Annotated in this window: 14 protein-coding genes, 4 tRNA genes and 2 pseudogenes; 9 read left to right on the forward strand and 11 right to left on the reverse strand. The window is 71.7% G+C overall.

Annotated features, from left to right (window positions below; translation table 11 throughout):
* The coding region (locus tag ACFXHB_RS37150; RefSeq protein WP_380580197.1) for a ParB/RepB/Spo0J family partition protein at positions 1–624 on the reverse strand (624 nt) is incomplete at its 3' end.
* Positions 625–895: 271 nt separating this feature from the next.
* Between ACFXHB_RS37150 and ACFXHB_RS37155 the strand changes: the two genes are divergently transcribed.
* The 4 genes from ACFXHB_RS37155 to ACFXHB_RS37170 all read left to right on the forward strand — a co-directional run bounded on the left by ACFXHB_RS37155 (position 896) and on the right by ACFXHB_RS37170 (position 8,509).
* The gene (locus ACFXHB_RS37155) at positions 896–2,092 is read left to right on the forward strand and encodes a hypothetical protein (protein WP_380580199.1); all 1,197 of its coding nucleotides are present in this window, start codon (positions 896–898) and stop codon (positions 2,090–2,092) included.
* A complete protein-coding gene (locus ACFXHB_RS37160) occupies positions 2,089–5,457 on the forward strand; it encodes a hypothetical protein (RefSeq protein WP_380580201.1) in 3,369 nt (1,122 codons plus the stop codon). Before ACFXHB_RS37155 ends, ACFXHB_RS37160 begins: the two co-directional genes overlap by 4 nt.
* Positions 5,454–8,207, forward strand: a complete 2,754-nt coding sequence (locus tag ACFXHB_RS37165; RefSeq protein WP_380580203.1) for an RNAseH domain-containing protein — start codon at positions 5,454–5,456, stop codon at positions 8,205–8,207. Before ACFXHB_RS37160 ends, ACFXHB_RS37165 begins: the two co-directional genes overlap by 4 nt.
* Before the next feature lie 137 nt (positions 8,208–8,344).
* The gene (locus ACFXHB_RS37170; RefSeq protein ID WP_380580205.1) at positions 8,345–8,509 is read left to right on the forward strand and encodes a hypothetical protein; all 165 of its coding nucleotides are present in this window, start codon (positions 8,345–8,347) and stop codon (positions 8,507–8,509) included.
* 756 nt (positions 8,510–9,265) lie between these two features.
* Here ACFXHB_RS37170 and ACFXHB_RS37175 read toward each other — a convergent pair.
* From ACFXHB_RS37175 to ACFXHB_RS37190, 4 genes are all read right to left on the reverse strand, one after another.
* Positions 9,266–9,348, reverse strand: a tRNA-Tyr gene (locus ACFXHB_RS37175).
* 1 nt (position 9,349) lies between these two features.
* Positions 9,350–9,444 (reverse strand) — tRNA-Ser (locus ACFXHB_RS37180).
* Positions 9,445–9,465: 21 nt separating this feature from the next.
* Positions 9,466–9,552 (reverse strand) — tRNA-Ala (locus ACFXHB_RS37185).
* Between the two features lie 10 nt (positions 9,553–9,562).
* A tRNA-Gln gene (locus tag ACFXHB_RS37190) sits at positions 9,563–9,635 on the reverse strand.
* Positions 9,636–9,964: 329 nt separating this feature from the next.
* On the opposite strand from ACFXHB_RS37190, the gene ACFXHB_RS37195 reads away from it, so the two are divergent.
* On the forward strand, positions 9,965–10,099 hold the full coding sequence (locus tag ACFXHB_RS37195) for a hypothetical protein (protein WP_380580207.1): 135 nt from the start codon (positions 9,965–9,967) through the stop codon (positions 10,097–10,099).
* A 302-nt stretch (positions 10,100–10,401) separates the two neighbouring features.
* Positions 10,402–10,677: pseudogene (locus tag ACFXHB_RS37200) on the forward strand (methyltransferase domain-containing protein); the annotation flags it as partial.
* Here the strand turns inward: ACFXHB_RS37200 and ACFXHB_RS37205 are convergent.
* Complete coding sequence (locus ACFXHB_RS37205; protein ID WP_380580239.1) at positions 10,591–10,821, reverse strand: hypothetical protein; 231 nt, start codon at positions 10,819–10,821, stop codon at positions 10,591–10,593. The pseudogene ACFXHB_RS37200 and the gene ACFXHB_RS37205 overlap by 87 nt on opposite strands.
* 4 nt (positions 10,822–10,825) lie before the next feature.
* Here ACFXHB_RS37205 and ACFXHB_RS37210 point away from each other — a divergent pair, with 4 nt between their 5' ends.
* A complete protein-coding gene (locus ACFXHB_RS37210; protein ID WP_380580241.1) occupies positions 10,826–11,263 on the forward strand; it encodes a hypothetical protein in 438 nt (145 codons plus the stop codon).
* A gap of 892 nt (positions 11,264–12,155) precedes the next feature.
* On the forward strand, positions 12,156–12,644 hold the full coding sequence (locus ACFXHB_RS37215; RefSeq protein ID WP_380580209.1) for a hypothetical protein: 489 nt from the start codon (positions 12,156–12,158) through the stop codon (positions 12,642–12,644).
* Positions 12,645–13,632: 988 nt separating this feature from the next.
* Here the strand turns inward: ACFXHB_RS37215 and tpg are convergent.
* The 5 genes from tpg to ACFXHB_RS37240 form a co-directional block, all read right to left on the reverse strand.
* Positions 13,633–14,193 carry a telomere-protecting terminal protein Tpg gene (gene tpg / locus ACFXHB_RS37220; protein WP_380580211.1) on the reverse strand — a complete coding sequence of 187 codons (561 nt, stop codon included), beginning with the start codon at positions 14,191–14,193 and terminating at the stop codon, positions 13,633–13,635.
* Positions 14,194–14,201: 8 nt separating this feature from the next.
* The gene (tap, locus tag ACFXHB_RS37225; RefSeq protein ID WP_380580214.1) at positions 14,202–16,496 is read right to left on the reverse strand and encodes a telomere-associated protein Tap; all 2,295 of its coding nucleotides are present in this window, start codon (positions 16,494–16,496) and stop codon (positions 14,202–14,204) included.
* 607 nt (positions 16,497–17,103) lie between these two features.
* Positions 17,104–17,754, reverse strand: a complete 651-nt coding sequence (locus ACFXHB_RS37230) for a hypothetical protein (RefSeq protein WP_380580216.1) — start codon at positions 17,752–17,754, stop codon at positions 17,104–17,106.
* 852 nt (positions 17,755–18,606) lie between these two features.
* Positions 18,607–19,371 (reverse strand): hypothetical protein, encoded by a 765-nt coding sequence (locus tag ACFXHB_RS37235; protein WP_380580219.1) that lies wholly within the window; start codon positions 19,369–19,371, stop codon positions 18,607–18,609.
* A 637-nt stretch (positions 19,372–20,008) separates the two neighbouring features.
* Entirely contained in the window at positions 20,009–20,929 is a 921-nt protein-coding gene (locus tag ACFXHB_RS37240; protein WP_380580221.1) for a hypothetical protein, read from the reverse strand.
* Between the two features lie 1,051 nt (positions 20,930–21,980).
* On the opposite strand from ACFXHB_RS37240, the pseudogene ACFXHB_RS37245 reads away from it, so the two are divergent.
* Positions 21,981–22,364, forward strand: a pseudogene (locus ACFXHB_RS37245) (transposase); the annotation flags it as partial.
* Positions 22,365–22,449 lie beyond the last annotated feature (85 nt).

Below are 22,449 nucleotides of genomic sequence, written 5' to 3' on the forward strand. Positions count from 1 at the left end.
GCCGAGGGGGTGAGTCGGGCGAGATGGACCGTGGTGTCGGCGCGGGCGGCTTCGGCCCGGGCGAGAAGCAGGGCGTTGAGGCCCGAGGAGTCCATCGGCTTTGTGCAGGGGTAGGTCCCCGCGCTCGACGGCTGCCTGGTGCTCGGGGATGAGGTCGAGCAGCGTCAGCCGCTTGGTGACCATGCCCTTGCTGAGGGCCTGGTCGCGGGCGACCTCGTTCTGACCGGGCCTGGGGTCGCTCTCCTCCAGGACGTCGTCCAGCAGCCGGGCTTCCTCGATCGGGCCCAGATGGTCGCCGAGGAAGTGCTTGCGGGCCAAGAACGCGGCCAGGTCGGGCGGCATCGGCCGGTGCAGGACGGGGACGTGCGTGATCCCAGCGGTCCGGGCCGCGTCGAGGTGGTGCAGGTCAGCGACAGCCACGTAGGACACCGCCTTGCGGATGACCGCGGCATAGCGCGGCCGCGCCTGGACGAAGTCGGCACGGGAGACGACGGTGATCAGGTGCTCCACCCCGTACCGGCGCACGGTGTTGACCAGGGCCGCCCAGTTCGCCGGCGCGTGGCGCGGCCGTCCCGGCGCCGCGATGACGGCACCGACCGGCAGGCGCTCGATGAATGCGGTCACGGTAGGCCAACGAGACCACGCCACAACAGGCTCGCCGCAATGCTCCCGGGTACCCCGATCGGACTCCTGGAGGTGGCTCAGGGGCTTACGGGTTCGTGCCGTTCGGGCGCTCCGACGGCCAGATGCGGGTCCGGTGGGCGGTGCGGGGGGAACGGCCGGCAAGGCCGGACTCACTGGATCGGGGGAAATACCCCCGAACGGCCGTGCCTTTCCGCCGGGTGGAGGGGTTGGAGTTTGTGTTCTCGATTCGGTGGCGCGGGGAGGCGGCGGGGTGTCGGTGGTGGCCGCTGCTGCGGCGGTTCAGGAACTCGATGAGGACCAGCGCGCGGCGTTGGATGCCTGTGTTGTCGCGGCGTTGGCGCTGAGCAGCGTCGAGGGCGAGGCCCGGGACCGTGTTCGGCTGCTCATGGAGTGCCACGGTCGCTATGTGCGGTCCTTCGGGGTCCTTGAGCCGGCTCCACCGTTCAAGGTGTTCCTCGAGCGGCTTCGCGGCAGCCGGGTGGCCGATCTTCTACCTGGGCGGCCTCGGAAGTCCGCGCTCGGTGAGCTGTGGTTGCTTGATGCCGACGGCGCGCCCAGTTCGGCGTTGAACCGGATCGCGGTGGAGGCCACCGAGCACGGCCATCAGGCTCCGGGGATCGGTGCCGACATTCGCCACCTCCACAGTCTGCTGCGAGCTGTGGGGATGTTGTCGGAGGGTGCTGGGCTGTCGCGGGTCTGCGGCGAGACCGTTCAGCATGCCGTCTTCCGCACGTTGAGGGCCGCCGGATCCGATGCGTACACGCAGGGGCGGGAGGCCATGGTCCGCACGCCTGTCCTGACCCGGCGCGAGTTGTCCCGGAACGCGGCTCTGACCGAGCTGGGCGCGTACACCGGGATTTCCCCGACGCGGCAGTTCAGCGGGGTGTGGGCCGCGTGCCCGACGTGTGGGTGGACCATACGGGCCGCGTACCGTCCGAGCGGCGCGGTCGACCTTGAGTGCGAGGATGAGCGCCACAGTGTGCTTGGCGCGAGGTATCGGGCTGAGCCTGCCGCGGACGGCTGGCGCCTGACCGCGCGCGGTGAGCTGCGCGGGGTGCCGAAGCTGGTCCCTGTCGAGGGCCGTGTGGCGCTGCCCTACGCCCTGTGGCTGTGGGTGACGCTCCCGGGCCTGCTGGAGGTCGAGCTGCGCGACCGACTGGTCGGCTCGGGCGCGCAGGTGCGGCTGTGGCCTTTCGGTGACGCCTACGACCTGCACGTCGCCCGTCCCGGCCGGTCCAGAGTGTGGCGGGTCGACGTCAAGACCTGGGCCGACCCGTACGGGCTGGCCCAGAAGCTGCGCGAGGATCCCGAGGGGTTCGACGGAATGTGCTTCGTGGTGCCTGAGCACCTGCGCGGGTACCTGCCACTGCTGCGCCGCGAGGTGCGGGGCAGCGGGGCCCGTGTGCTGACCGATACCGACCTGGTGGCGGAGGTGGAGGGGGCGTGAGCAGGACCCTGGCCGCCGCTCTGGCCTTGGCCGAGCACCTCCTCCCCGCACGGTTTCGCGACGGACGGCAGGTGGTGCGCGTCGCGGACGCCCACGTCCTGCTCAGCGGGCACGCGCCGCGCGTCGCGGCGGGCTGGGAGCAGTGGCCGGAGGCGGACAAGCAGCGCCTCGGCGCGCTGCTGGGCACCCGCCACCGGGGGGAGGCGCTGCTGCACCACGTGGAACGGGCCGTCCACGACGTCTTCCACACCCCGGACGCGGACGATCCGCTGCCCGCCCTCTACACGCTCGGATACAGCGAGCGGGGCCGCGCGCTCGACGTGCTGCCGGCCCACGGGCAGGACCCCTCGGAGGTCGCCGACCGCCTGCTCGCACCGACCGTGCGCCGACGGCTGCTGCGGGTCGCCAGCGGATCGGGCTGGTCCGCCCCGACATCGCGCGGGCGGGTCCAGCTCGCCTTCCCCGACGAGCAAGGGGTGTACAGGCCGCCCCGGGTCGTGACCGCGCCGGCGGTGGACCTGGTGGTGGACGCCGACGAGCTCGGCTGGCAGAGCCGGGACACCGACCAGGGCATGAAGGGCCCGGCCTTCCGCGAGAGGCAGATCGCACTGCTGCTGCGCGGGACCGTCGGTCGCGGGCAGCGCCCTCTGGAGCCCGTCGTCCTGCCGCCGGGCCGCATGCACCTGCTGAGCGCGCCCCCGGGCGTGGGCAAGAACGTCTTCGGCCGGGGGCTGGCGATCCAGCAGGCGGCCCTGGAGCGCACCACCGTGCTGGTGGTCAGCGACAACGGCGACGTCTACGGTGAGGCCGCCACCTTGCAGCAGGAGCTGCGGGCGGCCGGCGTCAAGGCGACGGCCACACCGTTCATCGCCCCCAACAGCCGCTACAACTTCGCACTGCGCTCCGCCGCGAAACTGGAGGGCACCGGCGTGCCGCTGGCGCAGGCATCGGCGAACATCGCCTTCCTCATCGACAACTCCGCCTACGGGTGCGCCACGAAGGCGCAGCTCGAGGGCCGCGACGACTTCGAGGCCGGCAGGGAGCCGTGCACGGTCACCGCCTCGGACGCCTTCGGCCAGCCGGAGCGGGCACTGTGCCCGTTCGTGTCGTCCTGCGGGAAGTTCTCCCACATCGAGGCCGCGACAACGGCCAGGATCATCGTGACCACCCACGCCTGCTTCCAGGCCGGGATGATCAAGGTTCCGGTGGAGGTCGACGGGGAGGTACGCAACAGCATCAGCGCACGGGAGTTCCTGCTGCGCCTGGCGTCCTACGTGGTCGTCGACGAGGTCGACGCCTACCAGTCGAAGGGGTTCGAGGAGTGCGGCGTGCTGGAGCTCGCCTCCCGCTCCCGCCCCAACACGGTCCTGCGGCAGATCCGCGACAGCCTGCACCAGGCGCCGCCGCGGCTGGCGGTCGCGGTGCGCCGGCCCCTGACCCGGGCGGTGTTCCTGGCCGAGCAGCTGCTCGACCTGGTGGCCGCAGAGGAGATCTGCACCGAGGTCGCCCAGGCCCGGGCAATGGCCCGCGGGCAGGACCCGCGCCGGACCCGGCAGGTCCTGCAGGACCGCAAGCGCTGGTACCAGCCCCACCAGTGGGACCGGCACCTGCTGGAGAACCTGATCGGAGTGGATCCCGATACCGCGGCCACCGCCGAGCAGGCCGACTGCCTGCAGGCCCTGCTCCCGCGCGTGGCCACCCGGCCGGGCGACCGGCCCTCCCCCGCCGTCCTGCCGGATCGGCTGCAACCCGTCCCCGGGCTGCTGCAGCGGATACTCACGATCGACGAGGGCGGGGAGTGGCAGCTGGCCCCCCTCAAGGACGAGTTGCGGGAGATCCTCTGTGCCGCGCTGCCCGCCTACGCCGCCACCGAAGGCGAAGGCGACGAAGCACCCGTCGAACCGGCGGTGCCGGCGCAGCGCGGGCCCGGCGGGCCGGTGCTGGTGAGGGTGGTCACGCATGTCGAGGCCACCGCGGGCGTCCTGCACGCGCTGATGATGAAGACGTGGCTGACGGCCATCGTCCACACGATGTTCGACCTGACGGACAGGGCCGGCGAGCTCGCCGGGCACGGCATCGACGCGGCCTCCAAGCTCGCCGACGCGATCGGCCACCAGGGCTCCGGCACCGTCGTCCCGTTCGGCCCGCTGGGTCGCCAGCTGGGCGGGTTCCGCTTCGAGGGACTGGACGACCCCGGCGGTCATGCGAGTTTGAGGATGGAGGTGCTGCGTTCCGACCCCCACACCGAGACGCAGTTCCTCGGCAGCATCGTCTCCCTCGCCCTGAGCGGCCGCCAGCGCGCCGTGGTGGGCATGTCGGCTACCGGCTACATGCCGGGCGCGTCGCGCACCCACCTGCTCGCCCGCCCCGACTGGGCGATGCCAGACACACTCCAGGGCGGGCTGAGCATCTTCAACAGCACCCCCGTCGCCGATGGGAAGTTCCTGGCCGTCGGCAGCACGCCCTACGGCGAACGCGACCAGCGGGTCATCTCACTGGCGGCCGGCTACGCGCCGGGCCTGGTGCGCGACCTGGACCGGCTGGCCGCGGATCCGCGCACCCGGCATCGCGCACGGGCCCTGATCACCGTCAACTCCTACCGCCACGCCCGCCTGTTCGCCCAGGCCCTGTACGACACCGCGCTCGCCCGCGGACGGCGGCTGCGTATCCACGTCGCGGTCGCGGACACCCCCGACCCCTGCCTGCCGCCGGTGTGCGACGCGATCGGCCAGCTCACCCGCGACCGTTTCGCGGAACTGGCCGACCTCGACGGCGAAGTGCTCATCTCGCCGCTGCCGCGCACCGAGCGGGGCCTGAACGTGCTGACCGTGTTCGAGGGCGTCGCCGAGTCGGCCATCACCCTGATCGCCATGGGCGTGCGGCCGGTCATGCCGGCCGACGAGGCGCCGGTGCTGGCCGCGAGCGTCGCCGCCCGGGCCTGGCGCGACACCGTCCCCGGCAGCGATGCCGCCGCCGCCCTGGCCCGGGCCCGCGCGGCGGCCGACGCGCACCTGCGCCTCAACCTCAACGCCCCCAAGCGCTTCTCAGCCCTGCCCGACGAGCTGAAGTACGAGCTCGTCGCCACCCTCCTCGGGCAGAGCGTCCAGCTAGCCGGCCGCGGACGCCGCGGGCAGACCCACGTCGAACTCCACTTCATCGACGGCGCCTTCCACGACCCCACCTGGGGATCCGACCTGCCCACCCTGATCCGGGGCCTGCTCGAGCAAGCCCCGCCAGACGACCTCGCCCAGCTCGGCGCCTCCTACGGCCACACCATCGAGGAGATCGCCGAGTACGCCCACGCCCAGCACCTGCTCCCCGCGCTGCGCGCGGGCTTCCACTCCTACCTGGGAGAGCACGCATGAGCCGCCCGCTCGACAGCGTCGCCCGCAAGCAGGCCCGCCTGCTGCAGTTCCGCACCGCCCCCTCCGATCTGGGAGAGGTGATCGCCTACCGGCCCGACGCCCCCGTCATGGACCTGGCCACGGAACTCGCGCAGGAGTACAAGCGCAACGTCGGCTCCGGCCTGGAGGTGCAGCCGCCCTACCGGGCGCTGGAGTGTGTCCTGCGCGCGGCGGTGGGCACGTGGGCGCGCTGGCAGTGGAACGACGGCTGCTACGAACTCTTGTGCGCGGCGCCGATCAGCGCCGAGGACCGGCGCGACGTGTTCCGTTACTGGGCCGAGGCCGTGGTTCCAGGCCCCGACGGCCGGCGCATCGGCGAACAGCTGGCCGAACTCCTCGCCCGGGCCGAGCCCCGCGCCGCCATCCTGCCCCCGCCTCCGCGCGCCGGCAGGCGCTCGCGCGGCTGGTGGCCGGGCGAACTCGCCCGCTGGCGCCTCGCGGAGGAGCTCGCCGCCCTCGAGTGGCCCCGCAACAACGGCGCCCCCGTGCGCTTCGCCCTGTGCACCGACGGCCGCCTGGCCGCGATCGGACACGAGCTGCCCGCCGAACCCGACCGCAAGGGCACCGTCCGCCATCTGCTGCCCCGTATCACCGTCGGTACCGCCGCCAGCGGACACTCCGGGCGCCACGCACTGACCGTCAACGCCGTCACCACCCTCCTCGCCACCTCCTGGAAGGGCGTCTCCACTGTCCTGCTGGCCAACCCCGACCAGCCGCTCGTCGTCGCCGCGGCCACCGACGGCCCGCCGTGGAAACGCCGCCTGAACGTCCCCGCGGTCGCGGCCAGCCGCCGCCTGGCCGCCCTGCCCCGCCTGAGTAGGAGCGTGCCGCCCTTCCCCGAGCACCTCGCCGACGACGCCCTCGCCGACACCGCCCCGGGGCCGGTCTGGGCCGTCGCCCCTGCCAGCGTGCGCACCCCCGGCCTGGGCCGCGGACACGGCATGGAGTTCTTCCGCCGCCTCGAGGAGGCCATCGACACCCGGTGCGAGAAGTACGACCACCGCAGCCCCGTGTTCATCGAGGTCCCCGGCATCAAGGTGCCGCCCACCGAGAGCGGCTCACGCGTCAGCGGACCGGTCCCCCTCGAACGGATCCCCGCCGCCCTGGACGCCGCCGGCGTGGGCACCCTCCTGGTCCCCGTCCTGTGGAGCACCGACGAGGTCCGCTCCCGGGTGAAGGCCGCGATCGCCGCCCAGTGGGGCCCCGACGAGGACTGGAAGGCCGCCGAAGGCGTCGTCGAACCCGCCGCCGGCGGACGCATCGGGGTCGTCTTCCTCCACGACAAGGCCGGCGCGCTGGGCCACGGACCGCACACCGTCGCGGAGCGCGAGCGGGACCTGGCGCAGATGCTCGCCCCCCACACCCGCGAGGACACCCGCGTCGCGGCGATCTGCGAGACCGACTGGGACCCCGACCGCTGGTATCCGAGCGTCGAAGCCCGCGAGAGGGCCGAGGCTGAGGACGGCAAGTGGCCCTCCAAGCAGGCCCTCGCCCGCCTCGCCGCGACCTCCCAGTACATCAAGCAGGCCCCGCCGCCGGTCCCCACCCACACCCGGGAGGGCAAGCCCTACAACGAGAAGTACCGGGCGAAGAAGGTCGCCTCCCGCCAGAGTGGGCTCGACAGCTCGACCGCGAACGTGCTGCGAGAGATCCTCAGCGGCGTCGGCACCACCGACCACCGCCTCGGTGCCGCGTTCGGCAAACTGCCGCTCGAGAACTGGTGGCACATCGGCGTCCACGTCCGCCGCCACGCCCAGCGCCGCACGCCCGGCAAGCGCCGCACCACCGAACCGGCACCGATCACCACCACCCTCACCGCCATGCGCCCCACCGGCGGGAAGGACGACCCCTGGCAGGTCTGGGCCTACAGCCCCCAGTGCGGGCGGTGGCAGCCCCACGGCCCGGCCACCACCGCGCTGCACGCCGCAGACCTCGCCTGGGACGTCAGCGGATACCGCACCGCCGCGGACGAGACACTCCAGGCCCGCGCCGCCGCAGACATCGTCGAACAGGCCCTCGTCGCCACCCGCACACAGCTCCCCGCCGCAGCCCCCGCGGTGCTCTACGTCGACGGAGACTCCGCCGAGTACATCTGGGCAGGGATCACCGACGAAGCCCTGGGCCAGGACCCTCCCCCCGACATGCCCCGCCCGGCGTCCTGGCTGCCCGGCCACAGCCTCCCTCGCGCCCAACGTCCCCTGGCCACCGTCCGTGTCATCGGCGACCTGGAACGCATCGGCCGCCCCACCGGCGCCCACATGCGCACCGGCGACGGCACCTGGCGCGCCACCGACACCACCAACAGCCTCTTCCAACTCGCCACCGACGACGGCACCCTCACCTACCCCGACCTCCTGCTCGTCAACGTCCCCCGAACCTGGGCCGCCGGCCCCGCCGGCCGCTTCGGCAAGGACGAGACACGCTTCGACAGCGGCAGCCAGAACAAGAACGGCTACGCCCACACCGCCACCCGGTTCACCGTCATCGCCCAGAGCCCCGACGTCGACTGCGACCTCGTCGGAGCCGCCGCCGCTGTCCTGACCAACCAGGGCATCACCTCCGACGTCCGCCAGAGCACCCCCACCCCCCTCCACCTCGCCCGCAGAATGGACTCCACCCACCCCTACTACCGCCGCACCGCGCAGAGCACCGAGGAGGACCCCGACGACGTGCCGGCCGAATCCGGTGCGGACGAAACCCCCGGAACGTGAGCAGTGCGCAGCCGGCCGGGCCGGCATCTGTCCGGGGCCGGCTGCCACCGCCCAACCCGCCGCTGTCCCCTGGCGCATGGCCGCCACCGACTACCGGGCCAGCCTGCGCGCCGACACCGCCCGGTGGGTCCCCCCCTATGGACCCCACCCACCTTCGTCCCACCCCCTGGGAGCCCGAACTGGAGAGCGCCATGCTCCGCCACGGCCTGCCCGGCTACGAAGAGGCCCTGCTCGACAACCTCGTGCACGACGTCCTCACCGGACACCCGCCACAGGCCGTACCGGGCCCAACCCACACATGATTCGGCCGCCGCCCACACGGCCGCGGCCACCGCCGGGCGCCGGAGCGCAGCCCTCCCGGGGCGGGACGCCGGGAGGGTGGCCCATGACGTGACCGGCACCGCTCGGTGCGCGGGTCCCGGCCGGCCGGGATCTCAAGGGCTCTCTGCCATCGGGTGCCGAGCTCGGCCGCGGTGAGGCCGGCCACGAGCTCGCGTGCCCGGCGCAGTGTCGCCGTCAACGTGGGCATCACCTGCGCCGTGTCGTGGCAGCGTTGGCGGACCCGCTCGGCCAGTTCGTCGGTGTCGCGGCCCAGCGGATCCACCAGAGTGCCCCGGCGCTGGGTGGTCATGAGATGGCCGCTGAGGTGCCGCACGGTATTGGGCAGCCGCTCGAGAAGCGCGATCACCCCGTCGAAGGTCTCCGTCAGCGCGACCGGGTCCAGGGTGGGGCCGGCCATGGCTGCCTCGTTGAACTCCCGCAGCAATCGCGGCCCGGCCGACCAGTGCCTCCACGGCCGGTTCGGTGTCCGGCCGTGCGCAGGCCGCTGGTTCAGGTACGAACGTCGTCATGCTCCAGACCGTAGGAACACCCCCTGACACACTGTCCGGTAATCGGATCAGTGCGGTCACCCGAACGAGGACGGCTTCACCCCCACGGCCGCCGTCGTGCGCCGTCCGCATCGGTCCCCGGCTCTCCTCCCATGTCCCGGGCCGGGGGAACGGGGGTTCGGATGCACGGGACTCGGCCCCGACGGCGTACGTCGGTCCGGGTGGCGTTGGTGGGCGAGGCCGGAGTCGAACCGGCACAGCCGCAGCGGGGGTGTTACAGGCCCTTGAGCTCTCCAGTGCTCAGCTCGCCCTTGGCGGAGGAAGTGGGGGTCGAACCCACACGGGTGCTCGCGCACCCAGGCGGTTTTCAAGACCGAGGCCGGCGCCACCTGTCGGCCGGCTCCTCCGTGAACTGCTCTTGTGTCGCGCGGAGAGTGCGCGGTTCGAACACGCGCGGGCGTGAACCCGACTGCGGCTTGAGCCAAGCCGCTGCCTTACCACTCGGCCAACTCTCCAGAACCTGCGCTGCCGGACGAGGATTCGAACCCCGAACCTCCTGAACCAGAGTCAGGCGTGCTGCCAGTTGCACCATCCGGCACTACGAGGCGGCATGCAAAAGGGCCGCCCGTGCGGGGATCGATCCCCGGGGCGGCCCGGCCTTGTGGCCGGTCAGCGCACTACGAGGACGTCCCGTGGATCTGGGAACTCGACGAGGAGCGCTGATACGAGAAGCCGGTGAGGATATTCATCGTCGCGCCCCCTTCCTGGTCGCCGTGCGCGATGTGTCCACTGTGACGCACGGCCGCGGGGCGGGACAACCGCATTTCCGCCGCCCTCTACGCCAGTGCTGGTGGCGGGCGGGCGGTCTTGCGGTCCGTGCTGGGCGCGCACCACGATGGGGGTTTCGTTGCGTGAGAGGGATTGACGATGGGTGACGAGAACAAGGGCGGGGCGCAGGACGGCGGTGGCGGCGCCCACGCGAAGCCGGGTGGTCCGGAGATCGGGCCCAAGCCCAGTCCGGACGGTCAGAACCCCGCGCCGGATCCCCAGCACAAGAAGTGAGCGCCGACCTCGGGGCGGGTGCCCAGCGGGCGCTCGCCGACCGGCTCACGGATGCCGGTGTGCTGGACGCCGGGTGGCGCGCGGCGTTCGAGGCTGTCCCGCGGCACATCTTTCTGCCGCCTGTGTACTGGGAGTTCGTCGACGCCAGCACGGTGTTGCGCGACCACGACGCGGACCCGGCCGAGTGGCTTGCCGGTGCCTACTGGGACACCCCGGCCATCACCCAGTGGGACGACGGTGACGAGGCCGCCGGACGGCGGGACTTCACATCGAGTCTGAGCATGCCGACGATGGTGGCGCTGATGCTTCGTGACCTCGATGTCGAGGACGGTCACCGGGTCAGGGAGGTCGGTACCGGACCTGGCTTCAACGCCGCTCTCCTGGCGAACCGGCTCGGCGCGGACCGGGTGGTGAGCGTGGAGATCGACAAGACGGTCGCCGACCTCGCGCGGGCGAACCTGGCGGCGGCGGGCCTGGGAGAAGTGCGGGTCCTAGTCGGGGACGGCGCGGACCCGGCGGTGGGAAAGGGCGAGCGGGTCGACCGGTTGATCGCCACCTGCTCGAGCCTGGTCACCGACGTCCCCGCCGCCTGGCTCGGCCAGACCGCGCCCGGCGGGCTGATCGTGGCCCCGACGGCGACGCTGTTCGGCGGCGGCGCCGTCGCCCGCCTCCAGGTCGCCGACAGCGGCCAGAGCGCGGTTCACCGGACCCTCGGACTTCATGCGGATGCGCCAGCAGCGTTACCAGGCACCGCCCGTGGACGCCTACCTGCCCGGGCAGTGGCCCGGCGACGCCCGGCCGTCGGTCACCGGCCTGGACCCCGAGGCCATCGGGGCATCCTGGCTCGCCCAGTTCGCCATCGGATGCCGCCTGCCGGACGTCTACTACCGGCGCGCCCCGTTCGAAGGGACGGTGACCTGGTGGTTCTTCGACACCGCCGTCACCTCCTGGGCGACGGTCGACTCCGTGCCCGGCGCCGGCTCGTTCGACGTGCGCCAGAGCGGGCCCAGGCGCCTGTGGGACGAGATCCACACCGCCTGGGGCGACTGGGACAAGGCCGGACAACCCGGATACGAGCGGTTCGGGCTGACCGCGACCGGGGCCGGCGAGCGCACCGTGTGGCTCGACGACCCGCACCACCGATGGAGCCCGCTCACGGGCTGACCCCCGCGCGGCGCAGCGTTCCAGTCGGTGCCTGCCCGCCGGCGTTCCCGTCGGCGGGCAGGCACCGGTTCTCCGAATCAGGGAACCGCCAAGGGCGAGACGCGTCAGCGGCGCAGCAGCGCGTCGATGAACTCGCGCGCGAACGAGTCGAGCAGCGCCTTGGGCACGGCCCGTGCGATGGCCTCGGCGGCGGGGTGGCGGTGGGCGGCTCGCAGGGCGCGGGCGGCCCTGCGGAGGCGTCCTTCATGCGGTGCACGGGGGCTCCTGGAGGTCTGCCCGGCGCTTGTGCCGGGCGGTCGGGAAGCACTCCACCTGTCGGGGACGATGTTCGGCGATGGCGGTGTGGGGGCCGAACGGCACGACCGGGCACGTCGTAGGGCGGGTCAACTACTGTTCGGCGGGGATTCGGAGCGAACAGGGAAGGGGCACGGTGGCGTCGGTGAGAGGTGGGGCGGCCGGGCAGCTGGCCCATGAACTGCGGGAACTGCGAGCGGAGTCGGGCCTGACGTACGGCCAGATCCGCGCGTCTGTGGCGGGGCGGAAGGCTCCGCCGAGAGTCGCGCCGTCAACCCTGAGCGCGTGGTTCAACGGCGGTAGTGTGCCGGCCTGCGGTGAGGCGTTCGGGCGCCTGGTCGACATGCTGGAGGACCAGGCGGCGAAGGTGCGGCCCAGGTACCGGCGCAAGCCGCCCGGGTACTGGGAGAGCCTGCGGCTGCGGGCCTGGAGGGAGCTCCACCGGGCAACGGTGGTGCCCGCCTCGCGGGGTGCCGCCCCGGAGACGGGGCCCGGCGCGGGAACCAGCGGCGGCGAGGCCGACCCGGCCACGCTGTCCCCGCGGGCGCGACGACTGCGGAGTCTGCGAGCGGGACCTGTGGAGGAGGCCCACAGCGTCGTGGCGAAGGCGGTACGGCAGCTTCGCCGTCAGTTCGAGCAGTCCATGGACGCGGCGGTGTCCCTCGAGTGTGAGGAGTACCCCGAGTCCCGGCGGTGGCACGCCGACGCCGTGCAGGTGGAAGGCGGCGTGGAGGAGGCCAGGGCTCGGCGGGAACGCACTCGGTCGGGTGTGGCGGCCGTGAATCTGGAACTGCACGACTGCCTCGACGCGGTGGAGTTCCGAACGCCGGCGGCCGGCCGGCGCGGGCTGGACTCGCTGCGGACCCACGCGAACGCTCTCGAGGAGGTCGCCGGCCACCGGTATCCCCTCCCCGACGAAGGTGAGCACCTGCGCGGCCTGGGGCGGCGCATGACCGCGGAGGCGGTACTTGCCTGGTTCGACGAGGCCTGGCATGCCTTCCGCGAGTCGGTGGCCGGGGCAGAATCCGTGTCCCCGCCCGAGCCGGGACCGACGCACATCGAAACGCCGGCCAGGCCGGCTCAGTAACGGCCCGGGAGCCGCGGAGATCGCATGCCCCCTCACTGAAGCCCGTGGCTTTACCCGACCCGATCTCCAGCCCAGAGCCGATCAGCCATGTTGCGTTCCTGTCAGTATCGTTCGCTGAGCAATGACTTCCAGATGCAAGGGTCGAGGTTCCGATCGATGATTTCCTCGGCGTCAGGGAACTCTCCGCCCAGGACCGCCACAAGAAAGTCAACCATTCCCCCGTCGAATCGATTCATCTCATCTCCCCCGTACCGCCACACCACAACTGGCCACTGGTCTGGATCCGATCCGACCATGTGCCAGCAGAAATTGTCGGCAGACGTGTTGTTAGCCCATCCCATGAGGCCACCTGGTGCCAGGAAAGGTCCGTAAGGCCGGACCGCCTCCGGAAACCACCCGCCTCACTGCTCCATCATCTGGCTCAGGTCCTGATTGAACCGATACAGGCCGTCAAATCTGGCCTCGTCGGGAACATCGGGCCTGAGCGATGGGGATACAACGACGAGATCACCGAGAAGCAGACGGGCCCGTATCGTTCAATGAACGCTCGATAGTCCGAAGGAAATGGGGCACCGAGCCGCTCTACGGCTTTATCCCAGGGCACCTCAAGCGGGGAATATCCGGGCGCCCCCATGATTGCCTCAAGGTGGCCGATGGTACGAGACACGCACTACACCTTCCTCATCGCCGAGCCGAACGGTTCCATTTCAGATCCATGGCGCCAGGCTGACGACCTGGGTATCGCCCCGCGACGCGGCCGGCGCGAGGACGCCGTCGGGGCGGCCGGCCGGCAGGGCGGCGAAGAGCCTCCCGGTGTCGTACAGGAGCTGACCCGGTGCCTGGCGGAGGACGGCGGGAGCGGAGTGGTGACCATCGCCGGGCCGGACCGTGGACTCCGGCGTGCTGTGGGTCCAACGGCGGCGAGTTGTCGCGGCGGCGAGGCTGATTGTGCATCAGGATGACGAGGTGAAGAGGCTCCTTCTTGGGGTCAGTAGGAGATGTCGATCGCCTGGATTCCGGTGAGTTCCACTTCGAGGAGGTTCGCGGCGCGTGATCCACTGTCCTGGAAGTACACCTCCTGGAACCCTTCGGCCATGATCTCGCGCATCTTTTGGTCGCTGGCGCCCTTGTCCTGGGCGGCGAAGAGGCGGCCGGCCCACTGCGGGGGGAGGTGGACAGTCAGATGCCGCAGCCGTGCGTCGTCGGTTGTGGCGACGGGGGCTCTGTAGCCGAAGTACGCCCACACCTCCACTGTGATGCCGCCGGTGGCGGCGGCCTTCTTACGGGCCTGGCGGCGGATGCCGGGCTGCCATACCTTCTGGAGTTCGCGCAGCAGGGCCTCGCGAAGTGCGGAGCGGGGGTTCTTGCGCTCGCCCTTGAGATAGCGGCGCACGGTGTTCGGGTCGATGCCCAGGCGGTCGGCGACGGCCTTCTTGTCGCCCTTGGCGGCCCGCACGAGGGCCCGCATCTGGGCCTGGGCGGACTTCGGTAGGGCCTGGGTGAAGTGTTCGGGGGCGGCACGGTCGATGGCATCGGTGATCTCCTCCATGGCCCCTCCTACTTCCCGTCGACGACGTTGGCGTCGTAGCCCTTGATGTGGCGGGCCGGGTTGATGGGCTGGTCACGCTCGAGCCAGTCGACGACGGTCAGCATCCGCTGCACACCCTCGACCTTGGACAGGCCCGGGGTGGCACCGAGGCGGAACGTGCCGGGCAGCACGCCCTTGCCGGAGCCGGTCAGCGGCAGGAAGTCCAGCGGGGAGGCGCCCGGGGAGGCGTAGACGACGCAGTCGTTGTTGACGCCGAGCGGGTAGCGGCCGTTCGCCTTCGCCACGTTCGCCATCTTGCGGTGCATGTTCACCCTCGCCTTCGCGATGACCGCCGCCCGGATGTCCGGGCGCCAGGTCGGCCGCTCCAGCGCCGACCACGGCTCGCCCGCCTTGTAGGTCAGGCCCTGCGGACGCTCGCGCAGCTTCCCGATCCCGAACTTCACCGTCGACTTCACCGCCGACAACACCATGGCGATCTGGTGGTGACGCCACCCGGCAGCGGTGAGCTGGTCATCGCTCATCTGTGCCAGGTGCCCCAGGCCCTCGGCGGCCAGCGCGGTGCGCAGCGCTGCGAGGTCGGTGCCCGTGCTCTTGAGGAGGCGGTGGGCGGTCATCGCAGCGAGGAAGGCGCGCTCGTCGGTGTCCTTGTCGACGGGGATGCCGGCCTCGGCCATGGTGGTGACGTAGGCCTCGCGCAGCCGGTCGTGCCACGGGTCCAGGTAGGCGCCGGCGCTTTCGCGCAGGTACGCCTCGATCGGCTGGACGTCGGCGCCGATCTCCACGGCGTAGGCGAGGGTGGGGGTGGCGTACCAGGCCGGTCCCGTCGGCGGCTTGCCGGTCGGGGTGAACGGGCTCGGCAGGCGCGAGTCGGTCGGGATGTGGGACAGGTCGACGAACCAGCTTCCCGGGATCTTCTTGTCGAACACCGGGGTGCTCACGTGGACCGGGCCGGACAGGCCGACGGAGAGGCGGGCGGCGGCGGCGAGGTAGGCGGTGTTGATGTCGATGCCCACCGCGAACGGCTCGATCATCTCCGCCTCGGAGAGCGTCTCGATAGGCCGAAGCCACTGGTACGACTCCTCGCCCAGGAACCCGCCCTCCCAGCCCTGCGCGGCCGGGTGCTCGAGCAGGACCTCCGGCGGCGCGGCCTCGTAGACCTCGGTCAGCGCCCCCGGGTTCGGCCCCGACACCCACCCACCCGTCGCCTCGTCGCGCACCGCCCTCGTCGGCGGGCGCAGCGCGGTCATCAGCTCCAGGCCGCAGGTGGCGGTGGAGCCGCGGGGGGTGATGACCCGTTGGGCGTAGATGCCGAGCACGCGGGCCAGGTCCGGGGCGGGCAGGTCGGCGGCGTCGCCCCAGGCACGGGTGTCCAGGGCGCGCCAGGGCAGGACGGCGAACTGCACGCACTGTCGGCGGCCGTCCTTGACCGGCTTGTAGATCCGCGCCCACGGGCCGAAGCCGCGGCGGGTGAGCTGCCACTTCGAGCGGGCCAGCGCCCTGATCACCTTGTGGTCCTCCGGCAGCCGCTGGCTGCGGCGGGTCGCCGGGTCCTCGTCCAGCGTGAGCGGCAGGCCGAACTTCTCGGCCGCCTCGGCGGTCAGCACGATCAGCGGGTCGCCGTCCCGGCCGGAGCGGTGCAATCTGGTGGTGCCCAGCCCGGACTCGCCTAGCGCCCACGTGACGAGCTGCGCCAGCGTGGTCGCCGGGCACTCCAGCACCAGACCCCCGACCCCGTACGCGGTGCCGTCGCCGTCCAGCACGGCCAGCGGGCCGTTGGGGAACTGGCCGTCGAACGGGGTCGCCGGGCGCGCCGCACGGCGCAGCGGCTGCGGCTGCCCGGCCCGCACCGGCCTCCTCGCGGGGGTGATGCGGGGGGGCCTGTCGTCGTCCGGCGCCTCCGCCAGCTCCGGCGGGGCCTCCTCGGCCGTCTCCTCCGCGCCGGTGGCGGGTTCCGGCTCGGTGTGCGGCGCGACGGCCGGGGCGGGCTTCGGGGTGAACGCGGCCGGCACCTGGTCGACCGTCGCAGCGGCCGGCGCGCAGGTCGGGGCCGGGTACTTCGCCGCCCAGCCCTCCAGAAGGCGCAGGTAGGCGTCCAGGCGGGGAGGCTTCGGCGTCGAGCGGCCGTTCTCGTAGTTCTTCACCGTCTGCACCGTCGATGCCAGCACCTTCGCGAGCTGCGCCTGGGTCACCCCGGCCGCCTCCCGAAGACGCGCCCGCTCCGCCGGGTCCGGCAACTTCGGCCCGGGCTCCACACCGGCCAACAGCGCGTCCACCGCCGCGAACAGTTCGTCCTGCGTAGGCATGTTGAAACCTCACCTCCAGAACCCAACCTAGCACACCATTAGCCAGTTGAGTTAACCATAAAATTTGTCCTCTGCCTTTAACCTTTGTTGGTCATGACTCCCGGGAGTACAGCGCCCCAGGATGCGGGTCGTTGTGACGGAGCGCCGTAGTTTGCGAGTGATCGTTTAGAACCCGCTGGTCAGCGCCTTGATGGTGCAACGCAGTTTGCGAGGTGGAGCACGACACCTTGCGAGTGCCGCCCACCGAACGGCCTGTAGTGGCGGGAAATCCCCAGGTCAAGTGGGACGTCCCTGGCGAATCGCAAACTACCGTGCACCACTCGCAAACTACGGTGCTCCGTCACAGTCGTTTCCAGCAAACCGAAGAACGGGCCGGTGGGCCCGGCAGGCCTTCGCCCCGGGCACCGCTGATCCGGGTCGGCCGAACCCGCCCGCTTCCGTCGGCGCCCGACCAAGGGTGCTGCGGGAGGGCCCACCGGTCCCGCGGACAGCCTGGGCGGGCAGGCGCCCGGCCTGCTCCCCCTGCCCTGCCCGCTATCGGTCGGTGCCCTGCATTCGCCGAATGGCACCGGTCAGGGAGAACCGCCCGAACCGCTTCGGACGGTGGTCATCCGCCGAAGTCCCGGGCCTCCTCGACCGCCAGTCCGTGTGCGTCGAGCTTGAGCAGGCGTGAGGCGATGGCCCCCTGGTTGCGGCCGAACTCCTCCGACAGCTCGGCGAGCGACATCCCCCGGGCGCAGAGCGCCAGGAGCCTCTCCTCCTCCTCCGATGTCCAGTGCTTGTAGGCGTTGGGGTGCTCACGCCGCTTCTCCTCGACGGTGTACGCCGGCTCAGGCGCGGGTTCCGCGGTCTCCAAGAGGCCGGGGGCGGCAGCGGGATCCTTGGGGCGGTCGGCGAGGCCAAGCCCGTGGAGCTTCCAGCGGACCGACTTCTCGGACCGCCCCAGCCGGCGCGCGATCTCCGCCGGCCCCGTCCCCTCGCGGTGCGCGGCCGTCAGCCGGTCCGCCTCCTCCTTGCCCCACGACTCCCCCGCACGGGGAGCGCGCCGGCACGGCACCGCAGTGCCCGTGCCCGTGGCGGCCGCCGGTACGGGCCGACTGGCAGGGGCCGCGCCCGTCACACGCATGAGCAGTTGGGCGATCAGCGGAATGTCCGCCGGAAGGACCTCTCCCCGCAGTTCGCTCAGCAACTCCCCGTTCGCGTCACACCCGATGACCGTGATCCGCGCCAGACCGTGCGCGCTGGACTCACAGGACACTTCGTAACGACGGGACCCGTCCGGCGCCTGGAGACGGAGCGTCTGGGCCGAGGTCCAGCCGTTCCAGTTTCCGCCCGATCCGCCAGGCACATCGCCCGGGACCTCACTTCCGTCCTCACCGGCGGAGTTCCACGACATCGTTCGACAACCCTTCCGGCCGCAGCGCTCGGCGCGGCCCGATGAACGGAAACGAATCCCCGTACCCGCGCGCCCCGCGCGGGAGATCACACGACGGCCTGCGGCATACCGCACGCCCGCGAAAGTGCGCCGCAGGCGCCCGGACGGGGCCGGTGGCGCGACGAGACCGTAACAGCGGCCAGGAGCAGCTGTCACGAGCGGGTGCGGGCGCCACCCCAGGGTCGCAGGACGGTTGTCTGAGGCTGCCGATACGGTCCTACGGGCGGTCCTGCGGGCGGTGGACATGCTTCGACGCCCATACCCCCGGCCGACCAGGCCGGGGCTGCCCGGCGAGGCGGCGGCGTCCCGGGGCCCGCCGACCACGGCACGCACCCGCCGTGTCCGGAGCCATCCGAAACGGTGAATCCGGAAACGAACGCGCGTCCGGTTCCCAGGCGGCGGCAAGGATGCCCGCAAGGGCCGAGCGGCCCGACGACGGGCAGCCCTGCAACGGTCGATCAGCTGTACAGCGTCTTCGGCGGAGCGGCGTCATCGGGGCACAACCGGTCCTCCTACCCCGTCCACCGCAGGCGGTCGGCGCGAATCCAGCGCCGACCAGGCGGGAGGCGCTGTGATCGGGTATGTGGTGGCGGGAACGTCCGGAAAGGGGGCGCACGAAGGTGGGGAACCCGCCTGCCGAGCCGGTGTGGCCATCGAGAACACACACCGCAGGCATCATTGGCGAGCCGCCCCGGCCCGGTCCGCGAAGTCGTCGCCGAGGAACTCGCGGAACCGGGCCCGCCCGTGCAACGGCGCGAGGCCCGCGGCGACACTGCCGTGCCAGACGGCCTCGGCCATCAGCCCGGCAGCCTCGTACCACTGCTCGTCCCCACGGAAGCGGATCCGCGACGCGGCCGCCATGGCGCGGGCCGCGTCCCTGGCCGCGAACGCGTACTCGGTGTCGGGGCCGCAGGAGTCCTGGGCCGTCCGGTAGACGACCGGCCGGCGTCCCGAGGAGCGAATGACGTCGGAGCATTCCAGCGGGTCGTCGTCGAGGGCGCCGATCGCCGCACCGGCCAGGGTGCGGCCGTCCGCGACGGTGCCGGCCTTCGACAGCGCGAGGAAGGCCATGTGGTAGACCTCCGCCCCCATCTCGTAGCCGGCCGGCAGGAACCCGGCCGCGCCTGCCACCGCATCCGCCTCCCGCTTGCAGGCCTGAGACACCGTCGTGAACGTCGCCCGGTCGACCGTCCGCAGCTCGCGGTAGGCGTGCTCGATCAGGCCGTACGCCTTCCACCACGCGTGCTGTTCCGCGTCCACCCGCACGATGCGGTGCAAACTGTCCGCCGGAACGGTCATGCCGTGCGCACGCAGGACGCCGGACAGGGCGAGCCAGCGCTCGTTGGGTGCCAGGAGTCCCAGAGCCGTGGTGTAGGAGACACCGGTAGTGGCCTGGATCCGGCGCGCGAGGTACGCGGAACGGGACTGGCGCTTGGGCATCAGGGCCTCGGTCTTCCGGCGCTCCCACCCACGCCAGGACCGCCCCGCAGCTCGATGCACACGCCGATAGGGGAAGTACGCGGGCCCGTTCGGGACCTTGACCCGCTTCCCCAGCCACGTGGGAGCTGGACGGGAGGCAGTTTGCGCCTGGCCGGACCGGACACTACCAGCACCGACAGGGACGAACCGCCGACGCATGGGGGCACCGAAGACGAGAGGCCCACTGGTCCGACCCAGGACTCCGAGCCTCTGCTCCTGTCACGCCCACCATGTTCCCGAGGGCTCCCGAGGAAGGCGGCGGACACACGAACGCCCGGGCCCTCCGGCAGCACCATTCCTGATCAGCGGGGCGAACCTGCCTCAGCCACGCTCACCGCCGCTGTCTTGCACTGCCCCGGCAACAGCAGCAGGAGCCCTGTCCACGCTCGCCCAGTGCACACCTGCACCGCTTCCGGCCGACCAGCGAATCCCTTCGGGAACCTCCCGCGGCATCCCCGACGACCACAGGGCACGCCCCACAGAAGAATGACAGCCTCGGTGAAACGCCGTAGGACTGCCGCACCCGGACAACCACCCTCACAACAGCGAGAGGCCGAAGGTGGGCAGCACGCCAGTCGAGACTGCTGGCGGCGCCGGCTCAGAAGGGGGAATCCTCCCGCGGCCCCGTGTACCAGTTCTGCTGTCCCGCCAAATAACGCTCTCGTGCTGTTGGCAGCGGGTCGCATGCTGCCGAGCAGTACTCGGGGCGCGCCTGCGGGTAGGCGCCGGCGGCGAAGCCGTCATCAAGCCAGCACAGCTGCCGATGGCACGCCTGGCAAGCGCCTGCGGCTTCCCTGAGCCGCTCTGCCTCCTCACGGGCCGTCTCCCATAGCCGCAGGCGCTCGCGGTCCATGGCATGGCGGGTACGCAGGATGAGCCCGTACTCGGCAGGTACGTCCCGTTGTTCAAGCTCGTGCGGGTCGTCGAAGGCTGCCATCACGATCGCCTCGGCCATCATCTCCCCCGCCGCGACCGCGACGGCGGCTTTCATCAGCTCCTCGGCAGGCCAGTCCGGGCTGCTGCGCTCTGGGTCGCCGTGCCGGTGGCTCGCCCTGGCCCAGAACTGCGCGGCCGTCACCATCGAGTACAGGTCAAGATCGATCAAGTGCGTTGAACACCAGGGGACTTCTGCTTCCATCATCCGGCTCCGGCAATCCGCCCGGCGGCACAGTTCCGTGCAGGTGCCATCGGCCAGACCGAGAGCGAACCGGCGCTCTCCACACGCCACCAGCACCTCGTGCGAGTCCGCAGCCTCCACCCGCAGCCCGGTGTCCATCCCGACCGCCGACGCGGACAGCTTCCCGGCCAGTGTCAGCAGTGCGGGGTGGGGAACGACCGTACCCAAGAGCGCGGAGACAGAGGAGGGCGGGGGACTCCATTCCTCGCTCGGGTGCCACTGGTCCGCCCATGCCCGGGGAACCGCCTCGGAGCCCGTCGCGACGTCGGCCAGCAGCTCCCCCAAAGTGAACGACACCGCAGGCATGGTGGCGATCATGTCGCCGCTCGTTTCCTGGTCCACGTCACAAGTCCTCTCCGCGCCAGCTGCCGTGCGGGCCAAGTACTTTCCGGGCTCCGCGCTTTCACGCACGGATGTTAGCGCGGGCACCTGGATCCCTCTCGGCCGCCGCGCCACTGCGGCGTGCCTGTGCGGCTGGCCCCTGCGGGTGACGGGAACCAAGCCACCGGTCCTCCAGGAGCTCACCATCATGTTCGGCAACGCGCTCCAGAGCGCCTTGCAGGAGCACTGTGACCTGGCTGGAACTCGGCCGGGGACCTGATCACGACGCCCCGGCGATGGCGTGTCTGCTTGCGGCGCCACTGGGCCGGCCGGTCACGCGACTGTCGCGATCCGGCGCAGGGGGTCGGAGATGGAGTCCTCTGCCGAACGGGTTCTCCGCCGGTCGGGCGTGCCGCGATGCCGACGTGGGCGCCAGCGGCCGCCCCGGGGGAAGTCCGTCCGGTGGCGGTGGCGTGTGGAGGGGATCGGGCGTGGCAGCGGTTGGTCGGTCGCAAGCGTGCGGATCCCCCACTTCGGACCCGCACCGCCGTGTCCCGTTGCCCGGGGCAACGGGACACGGCCAGTGGGCTGTTCACGGTGTCAACCGAAGGTTCTCCTCGCCATGGGCCTGGCGGGTGGAGGGACGGTCTGCTTCACGGCGCGGGTCCGCGGTCCTCCGTCGGGCCGCGGTGTAGGAGGTACTCGATCTCGTCGGGCGCGTGGTGCATACGTGCCCGACGCCAGGCACTGTCGAAGTCGGAGTCGTACGAGGGTCGACTACTCCGCTGGAGCCGCAGTGCCCGCAGGGTCGTGAGCGGGGCGAGCAGAACCCGCCACAGGGCGACCCTCATCCGGTGCGTACGCGCTCGGCCCGTCGCCCGGTCCGGCGGTATGGTGGCTACCTCCAGGGCCTCGATGGAGTGGCGAAACAGAATCTGCATGGCTTCGTGCCGGGTCTCAAGATCGTGTTTGAGATCTGCCGTGTCCCGTTGCTGAGGTGCTCGTTGAGCCCTGCGTGAGCGGTGTTGGGGGTGGGTATCCGTCGGACCTGACGGATGAGCAGTGGGCGCTGGTGGAGCCGTTGCTGCCGCCGGCGCGGGTGGGTCCGAAGGGCGGGCGTCGGGAGAAGCATCCGCGGCGGCGGATCGTGGATGCGATCTTCTACGTGGTGCGGACCGGGTGTGCCTGGCGGCAGTTGCCGAAGGACTTCGCTCCGTGGCCGACGGTGTACTGGTACTTCACCTGGTGGCACGACGACGGCACCGTCGAGCGGATCCACAATGCTCTGCGCGGCAAGGTCCGTGGGGCCGACGGCCGCGACGCGGAGCCGAGCGCGGGCCTGATCGACTCGCAGTCCGTCCGCACTGCCGACACCGTCCCCGCTGCCACCAGGGGCTTCGACGCGGGCATGAAGGTCAAGGGCCGCAAGAGGTTCGTCGTCACCGACACCCTCGGCCTGCTGCTGGCCGTCCACGTCGTCGCCGCCAACATCCAGGACCGCGACGGCGCGAAACCCCACTGCTGTGGACCCGGCTCGACCA

The organism is Kitasatospora sp. NPDC059327 (genome assembly GCF_042752535.1).
Lineage (GTDB): Bacteria > Actinomycetota > Actinomycetes > Streptomycetales > Streptomycetaceae > Kitasatospora.